The organism is Arthrobacter sp. KUASC02, from assembly GCF_059739395.1.
In genome coordinates, this window is sequence record NZ_AP046053.1 from 599,733 (window position 1) to 621,582 (window position 21,850).

Annotated in this window: 21 protein-coding genes; 5 read left to right on the forward strand and 16 right to left on the reverse strand. The window is 66.3% G+C overall.

Translation table 11 applies throughout. The features are described 5' to 3' along the window. Nucleotides 1-9: 9 nt before the first annotated feature. The 7 genes from allB to AC6JAC_RS02790 all read right to left on the reverse strand — a co-directional run bounded on the left by allB (nt 10) and on the right by AC6JAC_RS02790 (nt 8,384). Complete coding sequence (gene allB, locus AC6JAC_RS02760) at nt 10-1,353, reverse strand: allantoinase AllB (RefSeq protein WP_028269686.1); 1,344 nt, start codon at nt 1,351-1,353, stop codon at nt 10-12. Next, nucleotides 1,346-2,551, reverse strand: coding sequence for a glycerate kinase (locus AC6JAC_RS02765; RefSeq protein ID WP_497963364.1), 1,206 nt, complete (start codon nt 2,549-2,551; stop codon nt 1,346-1,348). The genes allB and AC6JAC_RS02765 overlap by 8 nt, the downstream gene beginning before the upstream one ends. A 2-nt stretch (nt 2,552-2,553) precedes the next feature. Then, a complete protein-coding gene (gene gcl / locus AC6JAC_RS02770) occupies nt 2,554-4,344 on the reverse strand; it encodes a glyoxylate carboligase (protein WP_497963365.1) in 1,791 nt (596 codons plus the stop codon). A 126-nt stretch (nt 4,345-4,470) separates the two neighbouring features. After that, nucleotides 4,471-5,349, reverse strand: a complete 879-nt coding sequence (locus AC6JAC_RS02775; RefSeq protein ID WP_497963366.1) for a 2-hydroxy-3-oxopropionate reductase — start codon at nt 5,347-5,349, stop codon at nt 4,471-4,473. 125 nt (nt 5,350-5,474) lie between these two features. Continuing rightward, on the reverse strand, nt 5,475-6,275 hold the full coding sequence (locus AC6JAC_RS02780) for a hydroxypyruvate isomerase family protein (protein WP_497963367.1): 801 nt from the start codon (nt 6,273-6,275) through the stop codon (nt 5,475-5,477). 156 nt (nt 6,276-6,431) lie between these two features. Then, entirely contained in the window at nt 6,432-7,331 is a 900-nt protein-coding gene (locus tag AC6JAC_RS02785; RefSeq protein WP_497963368.1) for a diacylglycerol kinase catalytic domain-containing protein, read from the reverse strand. A gap of 9 nt (nt 7,332-7,340) precedes the next feature. Next, a complete protein-coding gene (locus AC6JAC_RS02790; RefSeq protein ID WP_028269692.1) occupies nt 7,341-8,384 on the reverse strand; it encodes an SPFH domain-containing protein in 1,044 nt (347 codons plus the stop codon). A 104-nt stretch (nt 8,385-8,488) separates the two neighbouring features. Here AC6JAC_RS02790 and AC6JAC_RS02795 point away from each other — a divergent pair, with 104 nt between their 5' ends. Continuing rightward, nucleotides 8,489-9,223: an NUDIX hydrolase gene (locus tag AC6JAC_RS02795; protein WP_028269693.1), complete on the forward strand. Its 735-nt coding sequence runs from the start codon at nt 8,489-8,491 to the stop codon at nt 9,221-9,223. A 143-nt stretch (nt 9,224-9,366) separates the two neighbouring features. Here the strand turns inward: AC6JAC_RS02795 and AC6JAC_RS02800 are convergent, their stop codons facing one another. The 4 genes from AC6JAC_RS02800 to AC6JAC_RS02815 form a co-directional block, all read right to left on the reverse strand. After that, the gene (locus AC6JAC_RS02800) at nt 9,367-9,543 is read right to left on the reverse strand and encodes a CsbD family protein (RefSeq protein WP_043437655.1); all 177 of its coding nucleotides are present in this window, start codon (nt 9,541-9,543) and stop codon (nt 9,367-9,369) included. 90 nt (nt 9,544-9,633) lie between these two features. Then, nucleotides 9,634-11,205 (reverse strand): sensor histidine kinase, encoded by a 1,572-nt coding sequence (locus tag AC6JAC_RS02805; RefSeq protein WP_197024894.1) that lies wholly within the window; start codon nt 11,203-11,205, stop codon nt 9,634-9,636. After that, complete coding sequence (locus tag AC6JAC_RS02810; RefSeq protein ID WP_028269694.1) at nt 11,174-11,845, reverse strand: response regulator transcription factor; 672 nt, start codon at nt 11,843-11,845, stop codon at nt 11,174-11,176. Before AC6JAC_RS02810 ends, AC6JAC_RS02805 begins: the two co-directional genes overlap by 32 nt. Before the next feature lie 473 nt (nt 11,846-12,318). Further along, entirely contained in the window at nt 12,319-12,801 is a 483-nt protein-coding gene (locus AC6JAC_RS02815; protein WP_028269695.1) for a hypothetical protein, read from the reverse strand. A 437-nt stretch (nt 12,802-13,238) separates the two neighbouring features. On the opposite strand from AC6JAC_RS02815, the gene AC6JAC_RS02820 reads away from it, so the two are divergent. Then, on the forward strand, nt 13,239-14,618 hold the full coding sequence (locus AC6JAC_RS02820) for a cation:dicarboxylate symporter family transporter (RefSeq protein WP_051628721.1): 1,380 nt from the start codon (nt 13,239-13,241) through the stop codon (nt 14,616-14,618). On the opposite strand, the gene map is transcribed toward AC6JAC_RS02820, so the two are convergent. Continuing rightward, nucleotides 14,590-15,372 (reverse strand): type I methionyl aminopeptidase, encoded by a 783-nt coding sequence (map, locus tag AC6JAC_RS02825; protein WP_028269696.1) that lies wholly within the window; start codon nt 15,370-15,372, stop codon nt 14,590-14,592. The genes AC6JAC_RS02820 and map overlap by 29 nt on opposite strands. A gap of 66 nt (nt 15,373-15,438) precedes the next feature. Here map and AC6JAC_RS02830 point away from each other — a divergent pair, with 66 nt between their 5' ends. Next, a complete protein-coding gene (locus AC6JAC_RS02830; protein WP_028269697.1) occupies nt 15,439-15,741 on the forward strand; it encodes a helix-turn-helix transcriptional regulator in 303 nt (100 codons plus the stop codon). Between the two features lie 112 nt (nt 15,742-15,853). Here the strand turns inward: AC6JAC_RS02830 and AC6JAC_RS02835 are convergent, their stop codons facing one another. Genes AC6JAC_RS02835 through AC6JAC_RS02850 form a run of 4 tightly spaced genes read right to left on the reverse strand, consistent with a single transcriptional unit; the run spans nt 15,854 to nt 19,643 of the window. Further along, on the reverse strand, nt 15,854-16,510 hold the full coding sequence (locus AC6JAC_RS02835; protein ID WP_331280039.1) for an RraA family protein: 657 nt from the start codon (nt 16,508-16,510) through the stop codon (nt 15,854-15,856). A 2-nt stretch (nt 16,511-16,512) separates the two neighbouring features. Next, nucleotides 16,513-17,523, reverse strand: coding sequence for a Bug family tripartite tricarboxylate transporter substrate binding protein (locus AC6JAC_RS02840; RefSeq protein ID WP_028269699.1), 1,011 nt, complete (start codon nt 17,521-17,523; stop codon nt 16,513-16,515). Beyond that, nucleotides 17,520-19,043 (reverse strand): tripartite tricarboxylate transporter permease, encoded by a 1,524-nt coding sequence (locus AC6JAC_RS02845; protein WP_028269700.1) that lies wholly within the window; start codon nt 19,041-19,043, stop codon nt 17,520-17,522. Before AC6JAC_RS02845 ends, AC6JAC_RS02840 begins: the two co-directional genes overlap by 4 nt. A 3-nt stretch (nt 19,044-19,046) precedes the next feature. Then, a complete protein-coding gene (locus AC6JAC_RS02850) occupies nt 19,047-19,643 on the reverse strand; it encodes a tripartite tricarboxylate transporter TctB family protein (protein ID WP_497963369.1) in 597 nt (198 codons plus the stop codon). Nucleotides 19,644-19,795: 152 nt separating this feature from the next. On the opposite strand from AC6JAC_RS02850, the gene AC6JAC_RS02855 reads away from it, so the two are divergent. Together AC6JAC_RS02855 and AC6JAC_RS02860 are read left to right on the forward strand one after the other, a co-directional pair. Next, entirely contained in the window at nt 19,796-20,635 is an 840-nt protein-coding gene (locus AC6JAC_RS02855; RefSeq protein ID WP_197024895.1) for a MurR/RpiR family transcriptional regulator, read from the forward strand. Then, a complete protein-coding gene (locus AC6JAC_RS02860; protein ID WP_051628722.1) occupies nt 20,632-21,846 on the forward strand; it encodes an MFS transporter in 1,215 nt (404 codons plus the stop codon). The genes AC6JAC_RS02855 and AC6JAC_RS02860 overlap by 4 nt, the downstream gene beginning before the upstream one ends. Nucleotides 21,847-21,850 lie beyond the last annotated feature (4 nt).

A 21,850-nucleotide genomic window follows, 5' to 3' on the forward strand; every position in this document is an offset into this window, starting at 1 on the left:
CGTGGTTCCTCAGACGCCGCCGCGGCGGATGAGCTTGCCGCTGGGGGTCTGGCCGTCGATCTCATGTCCGCGCAGGAATGTCTTCCGGACCACGCCGGAGAGCGCCTTGCCGTCGTACGGAGTGATGGGGTTCTTGTGCTTGAGCTTGGAAACATCCACTACGAAGGCCTCATCCGGGGCGAAGACCGAGAAGTCCGCGTCGAAACCGAGCGCCAGCTGGCCCTTGTTGGACAGGCGTGCCAGGGCGGCCGGCTTCTCGGCCATCCAGGACACCACCTGCTCCAGCGGGATGCCGCGGTGCCGGGCTTCGGTCCAGATGAGCGAGAGGCCCAGCTGCAGCGAGGAAACCCCGCCCCAGGCCACGGCGAAGTCGCCGTTTTCCAGGTCCTTCAGATCCAGCGTCGACGGGGAGTGGTCGGAGACGATGCAGTCGATGGTGCCGTCCTGCAGGCCCTTCCAGAGCAGCTCTCGGTTGGAGGCCTCGCGGATCGGCGGGCAGCACTTGTAGGCGGTGGCGCCGTCCGGGATTTCCTCGGCCATGAGCGTGAGGTAGTGCGGGCAGGTCTCCACGGTGAGGTGCACGCCGTCGCGCTTGGCGGAGGCGATCATCGGGAGCGCATCCGAGGAGGAGAGGTGCAGGATGTGGGCGCGGGCGCCGGTCCACCGGGCACGTTCGATCACCTCGGCGATGGCCTTGTTCTCGGCGCCGCGGGGGCGGGAGGCCAGGAAGGTGGAGTAGTGGTCGCCGCCCGGGTGGGGTGCGCGGTCAATGGCGTGCGAGTCCTCCGCGTGGACGATCATGAGCGAGTCGAAGGACTTGAGTTCGGCCATGTCCTCTTCCATCTCGTCCGCCTCCAGGTGCGGGAACTCGTCCACGCCGGAGTGCAGCAGGAAGCACTTGAAACCGAACACGCCCTCGTCGTGCAGCGGGCGCAGGTCCGCCTTGTTGCCGGGAACCGCGCCGCCCCAGAACCCGACGTCCACGAACGCCTGGTCCTCGGCCACCTCGCGCTTGAGCTTGAGGCCTTCCACGGTGGTGGTGGGCGGGATGGAGTTCAGCGGCATGTCGATGATGGTGGTGACACCGCCGGCCGCGGCGGCACGGGTGGCGGACGCGAAGCCCTCCCACTCGGTGCGGCCGGGCTCGTTGACGTGGACGTGGGTGTCCACCAGGCCGGGGATCAGGGTTTCGTCGTCGGCGAGGTCGATCACGGCGTCGCCGGCCAGGCCGTTGCCGAGGGGCTCGATGGCCACGATTTTGCCGCCGCGCACGCCCACCTCACGGGGCGCGATGCCGGCCGTGGTGAGGATGCGCTGCCCCCGGATAACGAGGTCAAAGCGTTCTTCAGACATTGAGGGGCTCCTTAGTGCGGGTGCTGTTCACCGGCGTGGTGGAACCGGCCGGGGCGGGGGCCTGGGTCAGGTCCGCCAGTTCCGCGCCGATATGCTTTCCCAATTGTTCAAGCAGGGGTCCTGCTTCGGCTATACATATTTCTACCTTGGCCTCCAGCGCGGTCAGCGGGTAGACCTGCCGGAATCCGGAATCCTTTTGCTGTTCCGGTGTCAGGGTGGTCCGGCCGCAGACGGCCACCGCCGGAACGCCGGCCCGTTCAGCCGCCCGCGCCACGCCCATGGGCGTCTTGCCCAGCAGGCTCTGCTCGTCCAGGCTGCCTTCGCCGGTGATCACCAGGTCGGCGCCGGCCAGGCGGTCGGCCAGCCCGGTGAATTCAAGAACGACGTCGATGCCCGGCCTGCGCGTCGCCGCCAGGACGGCGATGGCGGCGTAGCCCACGCCGCCGGCTGCTCCGGCGCCCGGTGCGTCCGCGCCCTTCAGCGCGCGCGGCCCGATCTCGGCGGCGAGCACGTCCACAAAGTGCGCCAGGGCGGCATCCAGCTCTTCCACGTCCTGCGGGCTGGCACCCTTCTGCGGGCCGAAGATCGCGGGAGCGCCCTCCGCCCCGAGCAGGGGGTTGTCCACGTCGCTGGCCAGGACAAAGCGCGTCTCGTCCAGCCGGGAATCGAAGCCCGAGAAGTCGATCCGGTCCAGCCTGGCGAGGGCCGCGCCGCCCGGCGGCAGTTCGTTGCCGCCGGCGTCGAGGAGCTGCGCGCCGAGTCCCTGCAGTACGCCGGCGCCGCCGTCGGTGTTGGCGCTCCCGCCGACGCCGAGGATGATCTGCCGGCATCCGGCGTCGAGCGCCGCCCGGATCAGTTCACCGGTTCCCAGGCTGGTGGCTCCCTTGGCGTCCAGGGTGCCGCCGGGGAGGACGGCGAGGCCGGAAGCAGCTGCCATTTCGATGACCGCTTCGCGGCCGCGGACGGCAAAGTCCGCCCGTAGCGGCTGCCCGGTAGGGCCGCTGACCGTGGCGCTCCGGCGGGAGAAGCCGGAGCCGACGGCGGCATCGAGGGTGCCCTCGCCGCCGTCGGCCACCGGAATCCGGAGTACCTCAAGGTTGTGGCCCGTGGCGGACTGCAGCCCGGCAGCCAGGTGCCGGGCCACGTCCGGGGCGGACAGCGAGCCCTTGAACTTGTCCGGGGCGATCACGATCCGCATGGTTAGGCCTGCATCGCCAGGATGGCGGTGGGGGCGTCGGCGCTGGTCGCTGCCAGTTCCTCGAACTCGTTGACCGCGTTGATTTCCACGCCCATGGAGATGTTGGTGATCTTCTCCAGGATCACTTCCACCACCACGGGAACCTTGAACTCGCCGGCCAGCGCCTTGGCCTTGTCGAATGCGGAACCCAGGTCGCTGGGGTCCTCCACACGGATGGCCTTGCAGCCCAGGCCCTCAGCCACCTTGATGTGGTCCACGCCGTAGCCCGCCGCCGTTGCCGAGAGATCGGTGCTGTTGATGTTCTCGAACGCCAGGGACACGTTCTGCTCCATGTTGAAGCCGCGCTGGGACTGGCGGATCAGGCCCAGGTACGAGTTGTTGACCACCACGTGGATGTACGGCAGGTTGAACTGCGCGCCCACGGCCAGTTCCTCGATCATGAACTGGAAGTCATAGTCGCCGGACAGGGCCACAACCGTCTCGTCCGGCTTGCCGCGGACAACGCCCAAGGCGGCCGGAGCGGTCCAGCCCAGGGGACCGGCCTGGCCGGCGTTGATCCACTTGCGCGGGCCGAACACGTGCAGCATCTGGGCGCCGGCGATCTGGGACAGACCGATGGTGGAAACGTACGTGGTGTCCTTGCCGAAGGACTTGTTCATCTCCTCGTACACGCGCTGCGGCTTGATCGGGATGTTCTCGAAGTGCGTCTTGCGGTGCAGGGTGGCCTTGCGTTCGGCGCATTCGGCGGCCCAGGCGGAATAGTCCGGCAGGGATCCGGCGGTCCGGCGCTCACGGGCCAGTTCAATCAGCCCGGCCAATGCCGCACCGGCGTCGGACGCGATGCCGAAGTCCGGGGAGAACACGCGGCCGATCTGCGTGGGCTCGATGTCGATGTGCACGAACGTGCGGCCGGCCGTGTAGGTGTCCAGTCCGCCGGTGTGGCGGTTGGCCCAGCGGTTGCCGATGCCGATCACGAAGTCGCTGCGCAGGTAGTTCTCGTTGCCGTAGCGGTGGCTGGTCTGCAGGCCCACCATGCCGGCCATCAGCGGATGGTCGTCCGAGATGGCGCCCCAGCCCATCAGGGTGGGGATCACGGGAACACCCAGCAGCTCGGCCAGTTCCACCAGTTCGGCGGAGGCGCCGGCGTTGATGATGCCGCCGCCGGCCACGATCAGCGGGCGCTCGCCTGCGGTCAGCATGTCCAGGGCCTTTTCCAGCTGCTTCCGGGAGGCCCTCGGCTTTTCCACGGGCAGGGGCTCGTAGGTGTCGATGTCGAACTCGATCTCGGCCATCTGCACGTCGATCGGCAGGTCCAGCAGCACGGGGCCGGGGCGGCCGGAGCGCATCAGCTGGAACGCCTTCTGGAAGGCGCCCGGAACCTGGCCGGGCTCCAGGATGGTCATGGCCATCTTGGTCACGGGCTTGGCGATGGATTCGATGTCCACGGCCTGGAAGTCTTCCTTGTGCAGCTTGGCCACGGGGGCCTGGCCGGTGATGCAGAGCATGGGGATGGAATCGGCCCAGGCCGCGTACAGCCCGGTGATCATGTCGGTGCCGGCGGGGCCGGAGGTGCCGATGCAGATGCCGATGTTGCCGTCCGCGGCACGGGAGTAGCCGTCCGCCATGTGGCTGGCGCCTTCAACGTGGCGGGCCAGCGTGTGGCGGATGCCGCCGTGGGCCCGCATGGCCGAATAGAAGGGGTTGATTGCCGCGCCTGGCAGGCCGAACGCCTCGGTGGCGCCCTCCTTTTCCAGGATCGCGACGGCAGCGTCTACGGTGCGCATCTTGGTCATGGTGTACTCCTTGAAAGTCTGTGGGAAAAGCCTGTTTTTGGGTGTGCTGAGGGAGCCGCCGTCGTTGATGTACGACGGCGGTTGCCCTGGTTGTTGCTTTTGTGGCCGGCTACTGCCGGAGGTGCGTTACTTCCGGCCGCTGAGCTGGAGGACCTGCTTGAAGAGGCCTGAGTGGTCGAGGCCGCCGTCGCCCTGGTTGACGGTGGCGGCGACGAGCTGTGCGACGACGGCGCCGAGGGGGACGGCGACGTTGGCTTCGCGGGCGGCGGAGGTGACGATGCCGAGGTCCTTGTGGTGGAGGGCCAGGCGGAAGCCGGGGTCGAAGTTGCGGTCGAGCATCTTCTGGCCCTTCTGGTCGAGGACCTTGGAGCCGGCGAGGCCGCCGCCGAGGACCTTGAGGGCGGCGTCGGTGTCCACGCCGTAGGCCTCGAGGAAGGCGATGGCTTCTGCCAGGACCTCGATGTTGACGGCGACGATCAGCTGGTTGGCTGCCTTGACGGTCTGGCCGGAGCCTGCGGGGCCGACGTGGACGATGGTCTTGCCGACGGCGTTGAGGACGTCCTGTGCTGCCTCGAAGTCTGCCGCTTCGCCGCCCACCATGATGGAGAGTGCGGCGTCGATGGCGCCCTGTTCGCCGCCGGAGACCGGGGCGTCGAGCGGGCGGATGCCGGCTGCCGTGGCGTCCTCGGAGAGGCGCTTGGCGACGTCCGGGCGGATGCTGGAGGCGTCGATCCAGAGGGTGCCCTGCTTGGCGTTGGCGAAGACGCCGTCGGGGCCGCTGACAACACCCTCAACGTCGGGGGAGTCCGGCACCATGGTGATGACGACGTCGGCGTCCTTGACGGCGTCCGCGATGCTCGTGGCGCCCTTGCCGCCTTCGGAGACCAGCTTGTCGATCTTGTCCTGGCTGCGGTTGAAGCCGGTGACGGTGTGGCCGGCCTTGACGAGGTTGATGGCCATGGGCAGGCCCATGATTCCGAGTCCGATGACTGAAACGTTGCTCATTGTGGTTCTCTTTCTGAAGTCTGTGGTGGTGGAGGGCGGCGGTCCCAACTAGGTCGCAGTTGATGTCGTTTTGGGGGCTCAAAACGACATCTGCTGCTACTCAGTTGGGCGGGTGGGAACGGAACCTACTGGGAGACGCGCTGGCGGATGGCCCAGCTGAAGGCGGTTTCCTGCGGTTCCTTGTATTCGAGGCCGATGTAGCCCTCATAGCCGAGTTCGCGGCTGCGGGCGATCCATTCGCCGAGGGGAAGCCCGCCGGTTCCGGGAGCCCCGCGGCCGGGGTTGTCGGCGATCTGGATGTGGCCGAAGTCCTTCGCGTGCTTTTCGATGACGGCGGCGACGTCGTCTCCGTTGACGGCCAGGTGGTAGAAGTCGGCGAGGAGCTTGATGTTCTCCGCGCCGGATTCCTCCTTGACCCGGGCAATGACGTTGAGTGCGTCCTGGGCTTTGAGGAGCGGGTACCTGGGGGCGCCGCTGACCGGTTCGAGGAGGACGGTGCCGCCGATGCGGGCCACTCCTGCGGCTGCGGCGGCCAGGTTGCTGGCGCCCAGTTCGTCCTGTTCCTCCGGGGTGAATTCGTCCTGGCGGTTGCCGTAGAGGGCGTTGAACGCTTTGCAGCCGAGGCGCTCGCCGATGCCGGCGACGACGTCGATGTTGTCCTTGAACTCGGAGCAGCGTCCCTTCCAGGAGACCAGGCCGCGGTCGCCGCCGGGCATGTTGCCGGCGTTGAAGTTCAGGCCGGTGAGCTGCACGCCGGCGTCGGTGATGGCGCGCTCGAAAGCCGTGGTCTCGGCGTCGGTGGGGACGGAAGTGTCAAAAGGCCACCAGAACTCGACGGCGTCAAAGCCGGCGGCCTTCGCGGCAGCGGGCCGCTCGAGCAGGGGCAGCTCTGTCAGCAGGATGGAGCAGTTCACTGTGTACGTCATCGTAGGTCCTTCCGAGGAGGGGGCTTTGATCTAGCTTCCTATGCTTCTTGTCTCTTCGCGATTTCGCTTCAAGATTCCGCTTTGTGGAAATTAGATTCTGCTTTATGAAAAGTGTAGGGAAGGGAGGCCTGTGGAGTCAAGGGGCGAGGTGAGAGGCTAAGCCACCAGCCGCAGTGGCCGGTCCCCGAGCCGCACGGTGAGTTCCTGGCCCCACGAGGCAATCAGCCGGTCATCCTCCATCCCGTCGCCGAACACCACCAGCTGGTCGGATGCCACGGTGATTCGCAACTCTTCGCCAGGTTCCAGCAGCCCTTCGGTCAGGGAAGTGCCGGTAATCGGGGAGGGCCAGGCCTCGCGGACGAACCAGGCCAGCCGGGGGTCCGTGGGCCCGGGCAGGGCCCGTCCGCCGCGTTCCAGGGCGATCGATGCGCACCAGCCGGTGGCTCCGGTCCCGGTGGACACGATCATGCCGGAGGAGGACTGCCGCTCCGACCGGCCGTCGGGCAGGGCCAGCCGGTACCGGGCCGATTGGTGGGATGTGTGACCGATGAACACTTCGTTGAGCCCTGAAAGTTCCTGCCCGTCGTCGAGCCTTGCCGTCACGGTGGCGAGCTCCTGGCAGGCCAGTCGCTCCAGGCGCCCGGCGGCGCCAAGCCGCTGCAAGAGCGCGGCCGCGGCTTCCGGGGAGTGCCGGACCAGAACGCCCGGGTTTACCCCGGGCTCCGGATCGATCCCGATGACGGGCTGGCCGCTGAGGTACTTGGCCATGTTGGCGACGAGGCCGTCCTGTCCCACCACCGCAATGACGTCGTCCGGGGTCAGCAGGAAGCGGCTGAGGTCCGCCCGCTCCACCTCGGCCTGCCGCCACTCGGAAGGAACGGAGGCGCGGACCGTGGCCAGGGCTGCCTCCAGCCGGTCGTGCCGCTCCTGTACTTCTGCGATGGTCCGGCCGCGTGTGCGGAGGAAGAACTCAGCCTGGCCGCGCGTCGCATGCCGATCCAGGAGTTCCTGAAGCTCGGTGCGTCGGCGGACAATCACGAGGCGGGGGTTGGTCATGACCGGGCCCTACTTGCCAGCACCGGCGGCGCCGGTCGCGCTGGCGGGCAGGGTGTCGCCGGGCGCCCGGAGCAGGCCGGCCAACGCTCCGCTGAGGAGGTCGGGCGTGATGGTCAGGCTGCCGATGCTCGGCAGCTTTCCTGCCGCTTCGCGGAGCGCAAGCGCCAACAACGTGGATTGTTCCATGTCCCGGTAAACAGCCATGGTCGCGGCTTCCTGGGCCGCTTGTGCTTCACCAAGTTGGCGGAGCCGGTTGGCTTCCGCCGTTGAGGTGATGTCGAGCTGTACGGCCGAACCCTGCGTTTGGATGAGTCCCGCGGCTGCCTTCTCCTCCGCAGCGCGCCGCGCGTTGGTGCCTTCCTGGGTCACCAGGTGTTCGCGGCGGGTGGCCAGCTCGATCTGGCTCGCCATCTCGTTCTCGGAAATGGTCCGCTCGCGCTCGACGGCGAGTGCCCGGCGTTCGTACATTGCGCGGTCGGCCTCGGCCTGGAGCTGTTCGCGGACCGGCGTCTGCAGGGCGCGTTCGACGTCGGACTCGGGCCGGACGGCGAGCACCTGCACTCCGAGGATTTCGATGCCGGTGGACAGAAGCCGGGTGTCCGCCCGCAGTGCATCGGTGAGGATGGTGCGCAGCTGGCTTACGCCCCGTTCCAGGGCTTGGGACAGTGTGGTGGTTGCGATCTGGTCGATGGCGTGGCTCTGGCACAGCTGGCCGATGATGGTGGCTACCTGCTCCCGGCCCGTTGCCGGCACCTTCCGGTCGGGTTCGAGGCCGAAGTCCAGGCGACTGGACACGGCCACCGGATCGATGAACCGGTAGGTCACGTTGGCTTGCACGCTGACGTCCTGGTGGTCGCGGGTGATGGCGTGGAAGAGCGTGGGCAATTCCTGGTCATCCACTGGAACCTCACTCAGGACCGAGTTCGCAGGGCGGTACCAGAACGCCTGGCCCACACCCTGGTGCTTCACGGTCCCCTTCTGCAGGTGGACGACGTAACCGGTAGGGGTGCCCAGGAAGTGGTTGATCCAGGGGTAGCGCTTGATGCTGGCCATGGGAGCTCCTTCAACAAATGGTTATCGTCAATTTGACGATAACCAAAAGATAGCGCCCGGTCTGATTTATTGTCAATCTGACGATAAATACCTAGTATGAGGTCATGCCTGAATTGCCCACAGCCCCGGCGCTCTTTCCGGTGACTGTCGACGTCGTCGCCCTTACCGTGCGCAACGACGTCCTAAACGTCCTGCTTATTACCCGGCTGATCGACCCCTTCCGGGGCATGCTCGCGCTGCCCGGTGGCTTCGTGCTCTCCGGCGAGGACCTTGCGACGGCGGCGAGCCGTGAGCTCGCGGAGGAAACCGGCGTCGACCGTGTCCCCGGGCACCTAGAGCAGTTGGCGAGCTACGGCCCAAAGGGCCGCGACCCTCGCGGGGATGTCCTGACGGTCGCCCACCTGCTCCTGGCGCCGGACTTTCCGGTGCTATCGGCCGGCAGCGACGCGGAACAGGCAGCCTGGTATCCGGTCACCCAGGTGCTCGACGGCGGATTGCAGCTCGCGTTCGACCATCGCCGCATCCTCGGGGACGCTCTCGAACGCGCGAAATCGAAGCTGGAGTATTCGCCCTTAGGGGCCGCCTTCTGTGGCGAGGAGTTCACCATCGCCCAGCTCCGCGCCGTGTATGAGGCAGTGTGGGGTACCCGCCTTGACCCCAGGAACTTCCACCGGAAGGCGACCGGCACTCCCGGATTCCTGGAGGACACCGGGCGGATGACGGCCGGTGATGCAGGCCGGCCGGCGGCGCTTTTCCGGCTGGTGGAGGCTGCCCGCCCGGTGGCCGGCCAGCCAAGCCGGGCAGTCCTCAACCCTCCGCTCATGCGGCCGCGGGACTGATCGGCCCGCCGGTCAGGGGGCGACGGCAGTCACCCTGCGGCGGCCCGCCCGTGCCCGGGCCCGGCCCCGGCGGCGGACATTAAAGCGGGGCATAAAGAATGGGCGGTCCCTGCCGGGGCCGCCCATGTGGACTAGCTAGCGGATTAGTGCCGTTTGAAGGCGTGCCTGAACTTTTCGCCGGCCTGCTTGAGGTCGGCCCTGATGGCGCGGCCTTTGCCTTCGGCCCTCATCCGGCGGTCGCCGCTGACTTCGCCGGCGGCTTTCTTTCCCTTGCCGTGAAGTCGCTCCGCGGCGTTGTGGATCCTGTCACCCAAACCCATTGCGGTCCTCCTTGTGGTGCGGCCGATGCGGCTGGTTGCCGCAATTCCCGCCACTTAAATTGTAGGAACTGCGGTGCATCTTCGCGATGTTCAAAGCCGGGCGTCGGCAGTCTGCAGCGGAATCTTGATGATGAAGGAGGACCCCTGTCCGACCGTGGAGTGCACCGTTGCTGCGCCGCCGTGGGCCTGGGCGATGGCCGACACGATGGCCAGCCCCAGTCCCGACCCCTTGTCGCCCCGGCCGTGGGCCGCGCGGCCGAACCGCTCAAAGATCCGCTGCTGGTCCTCGACCGCTATGCCGCTGCCGGTATCCCGCACCCACAGCACGAGCGTGTTGGATTCCGGGGCGGCTACCTCATCGGATTCCTGGGCGAGGTCAACTCTGCTGCCGAGTGCGATCGTTGACGAACTGCCGGTGTACCTGACGGCGTTTGCGGCGAGTTGCGCCAACGCCTGCGTCAGTCGCTGGGGGTCTGCCTCCACGGTGCAGTCGGCGGTTTCGTCGATGGTCCATGTGCGGTCGGCCAACACGTGGACTTTCTCCAGCACCTGCTGGATGAATTCCGGAATCCTGATGGACTCTTTCCTGATGAAATCCGGATGGCTGGCGTTCGCAAGCAGGAGCAGGTCGTCCACCAGCCGCTGCATCCGGTCCACCTCTTCGAGCAGCACGTCCCTCGTGGTTGCCACGTCTTCGGGGTCATGGACGGATATGAGCTCAAGGTGCCCGCGCAGAATCGTCAGCGGGGTGCGCAACTCATGCCCGGCGTCGTCCAGGAACTGCTCCTGCTGCTTTGCGCCTTCATCCAGCCTTTCGAGCATGGTGTTGAATGTTTTGGCGAGCAGGGTCACGTCGTCGGATCCGTCCTTCACTTCAACACGCTGGGTGAGGTCCTCGTGGCTGACCACCTGGCTGGCTTCACGAAGGCGGCGCAGCGGGTTCAGGAGCCGGCCGGCAACCAGGCTCCCTAGTGCGGCAGCGCCCAGGAGGGTCCCGGCGCCCACCAGGGTATAGGTGTGCACGGAAGAGATGGTGTGCTCGCGCTGGTCGGCAGTTTCCCTGCCGATCAGGAAATAGGCCTGTTTGGCGTCGGTGGCGGCGGGCACGGGGAGCACGACAGTCCGGAGGCGGCGGCCCTCGAAGCTCAGGTCGCCGTAGGCGGCACCGGAGGCGTTAGCAAGCGCGGCGGCCCCCTGGTACATGTCCTTGGGCAGCAGCTTCTCGTCGGACGCGCCATCGAGTGTCCATGACACCTTCCCGCCCGTGATGGTGGCCATGACTTCGTTGCCCCGGGGCTCAATGTCCTCTGCGGCGTCCTGCAGTTCCTTCAAGAACGATTCGGGGTCCGCCGCGTTGGCGGTTTCTGCGAGCTTGATGACGGCCTGGGCTTTGTCCAGGAGCGCCTGGTCCACCCGGGCGTCCGCCTCCTGGAACTGGACGGCAAAGGTAATGACGCCGGCAACGCACAGCCCGGCGGCCATCATGGCCAGCATGGCAGCCACAACTCGGAACCTCACGGAGGAGATCTTGGCCTTCCAGCCTGAGATGCTCCACTGCTTCGCCGGATTGCCTTCCCGGGTGCCGTCTCCCGGCCCCCGGGCCCCGGGATCCTTCATGGCGTTGGTGCGTTCATGACGTTGCCAGCCGGTACCCGGCCCCACGGGCGGTGACAATTCTCTCGGCCCCGATCTTCTGGCGCAGCTGGCGCACGTACACATCCACCACGTTGGACGTACCGTCGAAGTCATAACCCCACACCTGGCTGAGGAGCTGTTGACGGCTCAGGATCTGGCCGGGATGGTGCAGGAACATCTCCACCAGGGCGAACTCGCGGGCGGAAAGTTCCACTGTCTTGTCGCCCACCCTGAGTGTGTGGGTGTGGAGGTTCAACTCCAGGGATCCGTAGCGCATCGTGTTTCCCGCCAACGCGTCGGTGATATCGGACGGGCGAAGGCGGAGCCGGATGCGGGCGAGAAGCTCATCAAACCCGAACGGTTTGGCCATGTAGTCATCCGCGCCTCCCTCCAGGCCTGCAACCGTGTCCGCGGCCGAGTCGCGCGCGGTCAGGAAGATAACCGGAATGCTCAGGTGGTCACGCCGGAGCACGCTGAGAACCGTGAATCCGTCCAGGCGGGGAAGCCCGACGTCGAGAAGCAGCAGGTCGTACTGGCCGCTGGAGGCGTAGTCGATGGCGGTGAGCCCGTCCGACACCACGGTGGGGGCGTAGCCGGCTGCGCGCAGGCCCTTTTCAATGAACCTGGCGATGCGCTCTTCGTCTTCGGCAACCAATATGCGGATCACGGCTTACCTTTAGAGGCGTGGCATCCGGGCCTGTGCCGGCTCGTGGAATCGCATGTGTACGCTCCTGACGATATTCCGGGGAATTCGACGTTCGAGAATACGGGGTCTCCGCGTGATTCTTGGAGGGTCCGGGGAGCGGGGTGGCCGATCCACCGAGACTGCGAGCATGTTACGGACCCCCGTATTTCACCACGTGTCGGCAAAAAATACACGAGTGGTGATTACTCGTTTAGGGAGGGTGGCCAGGGCCGGAGTACTCAGATGTACTTAGGTTTACAGCCGTCCGTGGGCGAAGCGGCCGACGGCGGCAGTCGGCTAAGTTCGACCCACCCTTCCAGCGCTCCCGGCAAACGTCAATCCCCTGACGGTTGCGGCCGCTGACGGAACAGCCGCGGGACGGAAGAGCCAGGGACGGAAGAGCCAGGGGCTACTTCGCCCCTGGCTCTTTAGTTCGAATAGCGAAACGGATCAGTTCACCGGCCGCGTTGAACCTCCACTACGCCACTCTTCTCCCAACGGGTCCAGTCGGACCAGTGACCGTTGTTGTTCTTCACGCGGAAGGAAACGATGTGGTAGACCTCTTCGGTGCCCCTCCTGTCAAGGTTGGGGACGCGGTCCACGCTGTGAATCGTCCTGGTGTCGCGCCAATTGAACTTTTCGGTGAAGTGCGAGCCACCGAGGAAATCGTCGCTGCGCCGCGGGCCACGCTCGTCTTCGTAGCGAAGCTGGCGGATCTGGACGGTCCTGTCGGCCCTGCATTCCACTTTGATCCTGAAATCGACCCGGTTGCCGCGAAGGTCGCGTGGATCCAGCGGGTTGACGGTACAGCCGTTCCGGCTGGTTTCCGCCTGTGCCGGGGCAGCCACTGCCACGGAACCCCCGAGTAGTCCGAGTGAGACGATCGGGACCAAGGCGATTGCCCGGGTGCGGGCTTTCGTTGTTGGAGTGATGGACATTTCTTTTGCTCCTAGAAGGATGCGAATCATTTTCGGACAGCGCCGTCCGGCCACGATCAAGAAAAAATTGGTTGCGGCCTCAGCCTGCCCATCCCATTTTCAAACAGCACACCCGGCCTCCGCGGGGGCTTGACTCCGGGCTCTTCCCACGTGAATTCGTGACCCGGTAGTACAATCGTCCGCCTGCTTTTGCCGCGGCGCCAGTGCCCTTGCGCACCTTTTTTCCGCGAATTGACGGGGAAAAGTCGGGCTTATTCCAGATGTCCAGTGTCCGGATATGCCGCACGAATGAACACGGAACTATACGCTATGGATTTTCCATGCTGCGGTTAAACAATTCCGCAGTACGGATTTAGCATTCCGGAAACACGAGGTCCCTAGCGTTGCCCGTGACCTGAAGGCGTCCAGCGCCTTTTCCCTGTTGATTGGCAGCCCTGATGAAACTCCCCTCGCCCCTGGTGCCGGACAAAACCGGCACGCCCGTGAAGAAGCCGCTCTACACGTCGCTGTTCTTCCAGATCCTCGTGGCCGTGTGCCTGGGCATCGGGATCGGCCACTTCTGGCCTGATCTCGGCTCCGCCCTGCGGCCGCTGGGCGACGGCTTTATCCAGCTGATCAAGATGATCATCGCCCCGCTGATCTTCCTGGTGATTGTCACGGGCATCTCCGCCGTGGGTGACGTGAAGGCCGTGGGGAGGGTGGGCGTGAAGGCGCTGCTGTACTTTACCGGAGCCACGCTGTTCGCCCTGGTGTTCGGGCTGGTGGTGGGCAACATCGTGCAGCCCGGTGCCGGCCTGAACATCGATCCGAATACGCTGTCCCAGGATGCCCTCAACGCCAAGACCGGCACGGCCCCGCCGAAGGACGCCGGCGCGTTCCTGCTGGGTATCATTCCCACCAGTGTGGTGGGCGCCTTCGCCTCCAACAGCCTGCTGCAGGTGCTCTGCTTCTCGGTGTTCTTCGGAGCGGCCATCGTGGTGGTGGGGCGGGAACGCTGCCTGCCTGTTGTGACGCTTCTGGAGACGGTGCTGGAGCTGTTCTTCAAGATCATGGGCTGGGTGATGCGTGTTGCCCCCGTGGGCGCGTTCGGCGCCATGGCCTTCATCATCGGCCAGTACGGCCTCGGCTCGCTGAGCACGTACGCGTTGCTGATTGCGGCCTGCTACGGGGCGGCAATCATCTTCATCGGGCTGCTTTTTGTGGTGGCCTGGGTGTATCCGCGCGTGCCGCTGTGGCAGTTCATCAAGTACAGCCGCGAAGAGTTCCTGCTGGCGCTGGGCACGGCGTCCACCGAGTCGGTGCTTCCGCGCATCATGACCAAGCTGACCAACGCGGGCTGCTCGCGGGCCACCACGGGGCTGGTGGTTCCCACCGGCTACTCGTTCAATTTGGACGGCGCCGCACTGTATTTGTCCATCTCCCTGCTGTTCCTGGCCCAGGCCTTCGGGCACAACCTCGACCTGGGCCAGCAGCTCGCCGCCCTGGGCATCCTGATGCTGACGTCGAAGGGCATGGCGGGCGTTCCCGGTTCGGCCTTCCTGGCGCTTTCGGCAACCGCGGCCGCACTGGGCATCTTCCCGGTGGCCGGAGTGGCCCTGCTCCTGGGCGCCGACCGCCTGATGGACTCCATGCGCGTCTCCGTCAACCTGCTGGGAAACTGCGTGGCTACGTTCGTGGTGGCCAAGTGGGAGGGCCAGTTCGACCGCGACGCCATGCTCCGCGCCTTCCGCGGTGAGCTTCCGGAAGCAACGGAAAGAGCAGAAAGCACTGAAAGAACGACGGCGGACCTTACGGCTGCGGCTGCTTCGGCAAGGTAAGGATTTCGGCGCCGTCCTCGGTGATGGCGATGGTGTGCTCGCTGTGGGCTGTCCGGCAGCCCGTCGCACTCCGGAGCGTCCACCCGTCGGCATCTGTCACGAGCTTGGCGGTGTCTGCCATGACCCACGGCTCCAAGGCGAGCAGCAACCCGGGGCGCAGTTGGAATCCGCGGCCGGGCCGTCCGGTGTTCGGAACGTGCGGGTCCTGGTGCATCGTTGATCCGATGCCATGGCCCCCGAATTCGGTGTTGATCGGGTAGCCGGCCTCGCTGAGGACGGTGCCGATGGCATGGGAGATGTCGCCGATCCGGGCGCCGGGGCGGGCGGCGGCTATCCCTGCGCTCAGTGCCCGTTCGGTGGCGCTGATCATCGCGACGCTCTCCGCGGGTTGTGAGTCACCCACGAGGAAGCTGATGGCTGAATCTGCGGCGACTCCGTCTTTGGAGACGGCGAGGTCGAGTGTCAGAAGGTCGCCATCGGCAAGCGTGTACCGGTGCGGCAGTCCGTGCAGCACGGCGTCGTTGACGGCCGTGCAGATGTAGTGGCCGAACGGCCCGCGGCCGAAGGACGGCTCGTAGTCGACGTAGCAGGACTGCGCGCCGGCTTCGGCGATCATGTCCTTGGCCCACCGGTCGATGTCCAGGAGGTTTGTGCCCACCGTGCTGCGGCTTTTGAGCGTCTGCAGGATGTGGGCCACCAGGGCGCCTGACTCCTTTGCGCGGTGCAGTTCGGCGGGGTTCAGGATCTCGATCATGCGGCGCCTTTCTCTGGAAACCAATAACTATACCGGCCATATTATCCCGGTATTAGAATTGGAGCCATGGTCAGGTTGCCCCTCACACCCGGAGAAGTCGAGCGCGGACAGCGTCTTGGCGCCCTGCTGCGCCTCGCCAGGGGAGAGCGCCCGATGCTCGATACCGCGCTCCATGCAGGCGTCTCGCCGGAGACACTCCGGAAGATCGAAACGGGCCGCATAGCCACTCCGGCCTTCCCGACCATCGCGGCGATCGCCGATGTCCTGGGCCTCTCCCTTGACGCGGTCTGGGCCGAGATCAACCGGCCCGAACGCGGCGTTGAACCCGCCCGCCCCCGTCACGGTGAACGGGAGCGGCTGGCCTCGTAAGACTCAATCCCGCAACTGCACCGGCAGTTGGTCCCCAAGGCGCTGAAAGCACGACGGCGGACGGCCCGCCTGAGGGGCCGTCCGCCGTCGTGCCTGCCTAACGTTCCCGGACCTAGCTGCCCGCCATGGCTGCCTCGTAGGAAATCCGCTTCTCGGTTTCCCTGGCTTCGATCCGCTGGGCCTCGAGGAGGACGTGTTCGGCGTCCTCCCGCCTGACCACCACCACGCCGTCCGCGTCCGCCACCACGATGTCGCCGGGGGAAACCACGACGCCGGCGATCGCCACCGGGATCTGCAGCCGGCCGGGGCCGAACTTGTAGGGCCCGGCGGGGGTTATGGACCGGGCGAACACCGGCAGGCCGCAGTCAGCGAGGGCATCGGCGTCGCGGACGGCGCCGTCAATCACGAAGCCGGCGATTCCCATGCTTTTCGCGCGGATGCCGATGAGGTCCCCGATGAGGGCGCGGGAGACGTCGCCGCCGCCGTTGATCACAATGACGTCCCCGGGCTGGGCGCCGTCGAGGGCTTTGTGGATGAACAGGTTGTCGCCGGGACGCGTCCACACCGTATACGCAGGGCCGGAAAGTTTGGCGCCAGTCCAGACGGGGGAGAGCCCGGAGGCCACGCCGATCCGTTCCTGGGCATCGCCGATGTTGGCTGCCGGAATGAAACCGAGCCTGCGCACCAGTTCGTCGGTCGGGAGCTGGCCGGGGGCCGTGGAATCTGGTGTTGCATTCATGCCGTCGCCGGCCTTTCTGTTGGTGTTCACGGTCACTTCTGCTGGAGGAGTTCGTCGATGACGGGCTTGATGGTCTTTTCGCGTTCTTCCCAGAGCTTGGCGACGTCGCTGCTGGACTTCCATGCCGGCGCCGTGGCGGCACCCTTGAGCTTTTCCTGCACGGCCGGGGTTTCGGTGGCCTTCTTCAGCGCAGCTTCGAGCCGTGCCACAACTTCCTTGGGCGTCTTGGACGGGACGGACAGGGCGAAGTTGCTGGCCATGGGCTCGACGTCGTAGCCGGCGCTCTTCATGGTGGGAACTTCAGGGGCGAACGGACTGGGGTTGTCCTCAATGACGGTCAAGAGCTTGATGTCGCCGGACTTGTACTGGCCGAAAAAGCTGGAGACGCCGCCCAGGGCGAAGTCAGTCTCGCCGGAGACAATGGCGGCTACCTTGTCCGCGCCGCTGTTGTAATGCACGATGTTGAAGTCCAGCCCCAGCTGGTTTTCCAGGAGGCGAAGGTTGATGTGATCGTCGCCGGCGCGGGAGTCGGTGCCCACGGTGATCTTTCCGGGTTCTGCCTTGACTGCATCGAAGAGCTCCTTGATGCTCTTGTACTTGCTGTCCTTGTTGACGCCGATTACCACGGAGTTGGTGGCAAAGGCGCCGATGGGGGTGAAGCTGCTGCGGTCGAAGGCCGCCTTCTTGCTCGGGTCCAGGTAGCGGCCCAGAATGGACGGGATGTTGGTGTTGCCGAAGGTGAGTCCGTCCGCCTTGGCGTTGGCCACGTAGTTCAGTCCCACCACCTGGCTGCCGCCTTCCTTGTTGACCACCTTGACGTTGGCACCCAGGTCCTCCTGCATGACGGGTGCCACGATGCGGGCCAGGATGTCGTTGCCGGCGCCGGCGGCCGAGGGCACGATCCACTCAATCGTGGATCCCGCCTTGGGGAACTCAGCGGCTTTGCTGGAGGTGCTGCTGTTGGCCTGGCCTCCGCAGCCTGTGAGGGCGAGGGCGACGGCGGCGGTGAGGGCCGTGGTGGTCAGGGCAGTGAGTTTCTTCATTTCGCAAGCTCCTTTGGTGCGACGGGGGTGTGTGACTTCTTCTTCAGCATGGAAGCAATGAGGGGGCGGACGGCGCCGAACAGGATGGCGACCACAATGACGCCGATGAGGGTGAGGCTGATGGGGCCCTCCAGGAACACGCCGTAGTCACCGAGGGACAGAGCCAGTGAGCGCTGGAAGTTCTCTTCGAGCATGGGTCCGAGGATCAGTCCCAGGACCAGCGGCGTCAGCGGGACTTTGACGAGCTGGAAGATGTAGCCCAGGACGCCTGCTCCCAGCATGATCAGGATGTCGAACGGGCTGCCGTTGATGGAGTACGTGCCCAGGAACATAAAGGCCAGGATGGCGGCCATCAGGTAGTGGAACGGCACCTTCAGCACGGCAATCCACACCCGGGCGAGCGGGACGTTGAGGATGAGCAGGATCAGGTTGCCCACAATCAGGCTGGCGATGATGGCCCAGGCCACGTCCGGGTTGTCGCGGAACAGCAGCGGCCCGGGGATCAGGCCGTTCATGGTGAACGCGCCCGCCATGATGGCCACGGTGGCCGAGGTGGGGATGCCGAGCGTGAACAGCGGGATCATGGAGGACACGGCCAGGGCATTATTGGCTGCCTCCGGGCCGGCGATGCCTTCCACGGCACCCCTGCCGAACTCGGACCGGCGCCTGGACAGCTTCTTCTCCGCCGCGTAGGACGCCAGGGAAGTCGCGGCCCCGGGAGAGCCGGGGAGCAGGCCCATGAAGAAGCCGATCACCGAGCCGCGCAGGGACGGGAGCGCGGAGCGCTGCAGGTCGGTCCGGGTGGGCAGGAGCCGGGCCACCTTGAGCGGGCTCGGCACGCCGAGCGGGCCCTTCTGCGCCTGTCCCAGGACTTCGCTCAGGCCGAAGACGCCCATGACGACGGCCACCAGCCCCACGCCGTCGAACAGTTCCGGCATGTCGAAGGTAAAGCGGGCAATGCCGACGCCGGAATCGACGCCCACGGTGGCGATGGCCAGCCCTGCGGCGGCGCTCAGCAGGGCTTTGGCCGGGTTGGAGCCGGCGAAGCTGGTGATGAGGGCGAATCCCAGTAGCGAGACCAGGAACAGTTCCGGCGCGCCGAACTCCAGGGCCAGCCGGCTGAAGGGTGCCACCACCACGAACCCGATGACGCCGATGAGTCCGCCCACGAAGGAGGCCAGGGCGGCGATGACCAGGGCCGGGCCGCCGCGCCCTTTCTTGGCCATCTGGTACCCGTCGAGGGTGGTGGCAATCGACGAGGCTTCGCCGGGAATCCGCAGCAGCACCGCCGTCGTGGTTCCGCCGTACGCCGCACCGTACAGGATGGCTGCGAGCATGATGATCGCGGAGGTGGCGTCCAGTCCGAAGGTGACCGGGATGAGCAGCGACACCGCCGCTGCGGGGCCGAAGCCCGGCAGGACGCCCACCAGCATGCCCAGCACGCAGCCGAGCAACGCGAAGAGCAGGTGTTCCGGGGTGAAGACCGTGGCGAGGCCGCCCAGGAGCTGATCGAAACCCATGGCTTACAGCCCCAATCCGGCGAGGAATTCAATGCTGGCGGTGGGAAGGGCCGTGCCGAGCCATACCTCGAAGACCAGGCGGGACGCGAGGGCGGCTCCGATGGCCACCGCCACCGAGATCCACAGCTTCCGTTTGCTGACGAAGTAGAGGATGGTGCCCAGCTGCAGCGTCATGACCACGGTGTAGCCGAGGAACGGGAGGAGCAGGGCAGCGAGCAGGATGGATCCGACGATGATGCCCACCCTGGCCCAGCCCTGGCGGTCCGGGAAGTCCGCCACGTCGGGTTCGTCGCTGTTGTCGTCGTCGAGGAGGGACACGAGGGCCGACTCCGATTCGTGGTGCGGCGGCACCGACTCCAGGACGTCGCCGGCGGCCGGGGTCCGATCCTCGTTTCGGCGGGCGGCGAGGAGCTGGAGGATCCAGAGGACGCCGGCCAGCGCCATCAGCGTTCCGGCCACGGTGGGAAAGAAACCGGCACCCACACCGGAGGTGTTGGTCAGTCTGTACCCGGCGCCCACGCCGGCGACGGCGAGGCCCCCGGCCAGGGCCGCCGAGGCGACTGTCCATTCAAGCGCAACGGGTGCGTTGAGGGTTTGCATCTTTGTTGTCCGCCTCTCTGCGGCAAAGGGAGAATATGTGGGTCGCAAGTTTCGGCAGGAGCCTCACTTGCAATCTTGCACAGGATTGCATGTTCGTGAGAGAGTGTCAAGCATCACAGGTTTGCCCGCAGGGTTCTCAAAGGAGAGTCATCTTGAGTTTCAAAGCAGTAGTGGCCAGCAGCGCGGTCCAGCTCAGCGCTTCCGAGGAACGCGTCATGAACGTGCTGATGGGGGACCAGATGTCCGGCATCACTGCTGCGGAGGTCGCGGACCGGGCCAAGACGCATGAGTCAACGGTGGTGCGGCTGGCCAAAAAGCTCGGCTACCGCGGCTATCCGGAGCTGCGGAGCGACCTGCGCCGGGACGAGGAAGCGACAGAGACCAGCGGGACCATCATGCGCGGGGAATCCGGCTACGACCTCTCGGCGTTTATTTCCGATGAAATCCGTGCCCTGAAACGCCTGCCGCACTTTGTCCCGCAGGAGGACCTGGAGGCGGCCGCGCGCATTCTTCACGAGTCGCGGACCGTCTACCTGTTTTCCAATAATGACGAACGGTCAACCCTGGATCTGCTGTCACGGCGCCTCAGGCGCCTCGGGCTGACCACAGTCATGCTCGCCCCCACCCCCAAAGACCTTGCGGAACGGTTCGTCAGTTTTGACGAAAACAGCACCCTGATTTCCCTGGCGCTCCGGGAGGCGCCCCGGCAGCTTGCCACGTTGACCGCCGAGGCCGCGCGCAGGGGAGGGAAGTCCATAGTGATCTCCGACGTCCCGGGTTACCGGTTCCGCCCCAGCCCGGACCACCTCATCGCCGCCCGGCGCGGTGACGACACCGAGTACCGCACCCAGCTGATTCCCGTGGCCTTGGCCTACGCCCTGCAGTTGGCGATTTTCCACCTCGACCCGGTCCGCTACCAGGCGGCCCGGGACAGCATCGATGACCTGACCCGGCTGTTCGGCGGGACGGACGAAATCCCCCTCCGCGCGTGAGCGCACTGGCCTGGCGGCGGGCGCTGAGCACCCAGGCCGTCCTGGCGCAGGCCGCATGGGTGGGTATCCGCCTGATGATCGGTTACCGCGCACTCGCCTTCGGCGCCGATCCGGTGTTCCTGGGGTTGCTTGCCTCCACGTTTGCGCTGCCAGCCCTGCTCGCAGCGCTGACGGCTGGCCGGATCGCGGACCGCCGGGGCGGAACCGGCATGGCGTTTATCGGCCTGATCTCGGCGGCAGCGGGAACGGGAATGCTGTTCGCCGTACCCGGGCTGCCGTTTCTTCTTGTGGCCAGTGCCTTCGTCGGGCTGGGGCATCTGTTGGTGATGGTGGGCCAGCAGACCTTCGTTGCCCATGTCAGCGTCAAGGGCTCCACGGACAGCGCGTTCGGGACCCTGACCGCGGCTGCCTCGATCGGCCAGCTGATCGGTCCGCCCGCCGTGACGTTCGTTGCGTCGCTAGGGGTTGCCGGCGGGTCGGCGCCGGACACCAACCTGGGCCTTCTCGTGTGCATGGGCTTCAGTGTGCTTGCCACCCCGGCATTCTTCTTCCTGCGGCGCACTGACAGCTCGCTCCGGAGGAAACGCCTGAACGTGAGCGCCGCACCCGCAAAGATCGGCGGCGTCCTGAAGACCCCCGGAATGTGGCGGTCCCTTGCCGTCAGCGGCGCGGTGCTGGTGACCGTAGACCTGATGTATGCGTTCGTCCCGGTCTGGGCCACCGAACAAAACATCAGCGCCACCGCCGTCGGGCTCCTGCTGGCACTCCGGGCCGCCGTCTCCGTGCTGAGCAGGCTGGGGCTCATGCGCCTCATTGACAGGTTCGGGCGGAAGGTGCTGCTGATCGCCTCGATCGCCGCGGCGGCAGTTGCACTGCTGGCCCTGCCGCTGACCGGGGTCTACGGTGCCATTGCCGTGATGGTGGGCCTAGGCCTGGGACTGGGCATACCCCAGCCCCTGACCATGGCCTGGGTGACCTCGCTGACCCACGCGTCACACCACGGCGCCGTCCTGGGCCTCCGGCTGACGGTGAACCGGTTTGCGCAGATCTCGCTGCCCATCGCCATGGGCGCCGCCGCCGCACCGCTGGGCGTGCTGGGGATCTTTTGGGCCAACGCTGCGCTGCTTGTCGGGGCCATCGTGGTGGTGGCCGGGTCCGACGCCGGAACCGGCACCGGTACGCCGGCGGTTGACCCGGCCGACGGCGGCTGAAACC

Excerpts from the sequence above, each read along its gene's own strand:
- AC6JAC_RS02800 (WP_043437655.1), bottom strand. The coding sequence starts at position 9,543 with ATGGGTTTGGGTGACAGGATCCACAACGCCGCGGAGCGACTTCACGGC.
- AC6JAC_RS02850 (WP_497963369.1), bottom strand. The coding sequence starts at position 19,643 with ATGCAAACCCTCAACGCACCCGTTGCGCTTGAATGGACAGTCGCCTCG.
- AC6JAC_RS02780 (WP_497963367.1), bottom strand. The coding sequence starts at position 6,275 with ATGACGTACACAGTGAACTGCTCCATCCTGCTGACAGAGCTGCCCCTG.
- AC6JAC_RS02775 (WP_497963366.1), bottom strand. The coding sequence starts at position 5,349 with ATGAGCAACGTTTCAGTCATCGGACTCGGAATCATGGGCCTGCCCATG.
- AC6JAC_RS02815 (WP_028269695.1), bottom strand. The coding sequence starts at position 12,801 with ATGTCCATCACTCCAACAACGAAAGCCCGCACCCGGGCAATCGCCTTG.
- AC6JAC_RS02795 (WP_028269693.1), top strand. The coding sequence starts at position 8,489 with ATGCCTGAATTGCCCACAGCCCCGGCGCTCTTTCCGGTGACTGTCGAC.
- gcl (WP_497963365.1), bottom strand. The coding sequence starts at position 4,344 with ATGACCAAGATGCGCACCGTAGACGCTGCCGTCGCGATCCTGGAAAAG.
- AC6JAC_RS02790 (WP_028269692.1), bottom strand. The coding sequence starts at position 8,384 with ATGGCCAGCATCAAGCGCTACCCCTGGATCAACCACTTCCTGGGCACC.
- AC6JAC_RS02820 (WP_051628721.1), top strand. The coding sequence starts at position 13,239 with ATGAAACTCCCCTCGCCCCTGGTGCCGGACAAAACCGGCACGCCCGTG.
- map (WP_028269696.1), bottom strand. The coding sequence starts at position 15,372 with ATGATCGAGATCCTGAACCCCGCCGAACTGCACCGCGCAAAGGAGTCA.
- allB (WP_028269686.1), bottom strand. The coding sequence starts at position 1,353 with ATGTCTGAAGAACGCTTTGACCTCGTTATCCGGGGGCAGCGCATCCTC.
- AC6JAC_RS02830 (WP_028269697.1), top strand. The coding sequence starts at position 15,439 with ATGGTCAGGTTGCCCCTCACACCCGGAGAAGTCGAGCGCGGACAGCGT.
- AC6JAC_RS02840 (WP_028269699.1), bottom strand. The coding sequence starts at position 17,523 with ATGAAGAAACTCACTGCCCTGACCACCACGGCCCTCACCGCCGCCGTC.
- AC6JAC_RS02765 (WP_497963364.1), bottom strand. The coding sequence starts at position 2,551 with ATGCGGATCGTGATCGCCCCGGACAAGTTCAAGGGCTCGCTGTCCGCC.
- AC6JAC_RS02785 (WP_497963368.1), bottom strand. The coding sequence starts at position 7,331 with ATGACCAACCCCCGCCTCGTGATTGTCCGCCGACGCACCGAGCTTCAG.
- AC6JAC_RS02845 (WP_028269700.1), bottom strand. The coding sequence starts at position 19,043 with ATGGGTTTCGATCAGCTCCTGGGCGGCCTCGCCACGGTCTTCACCCCG.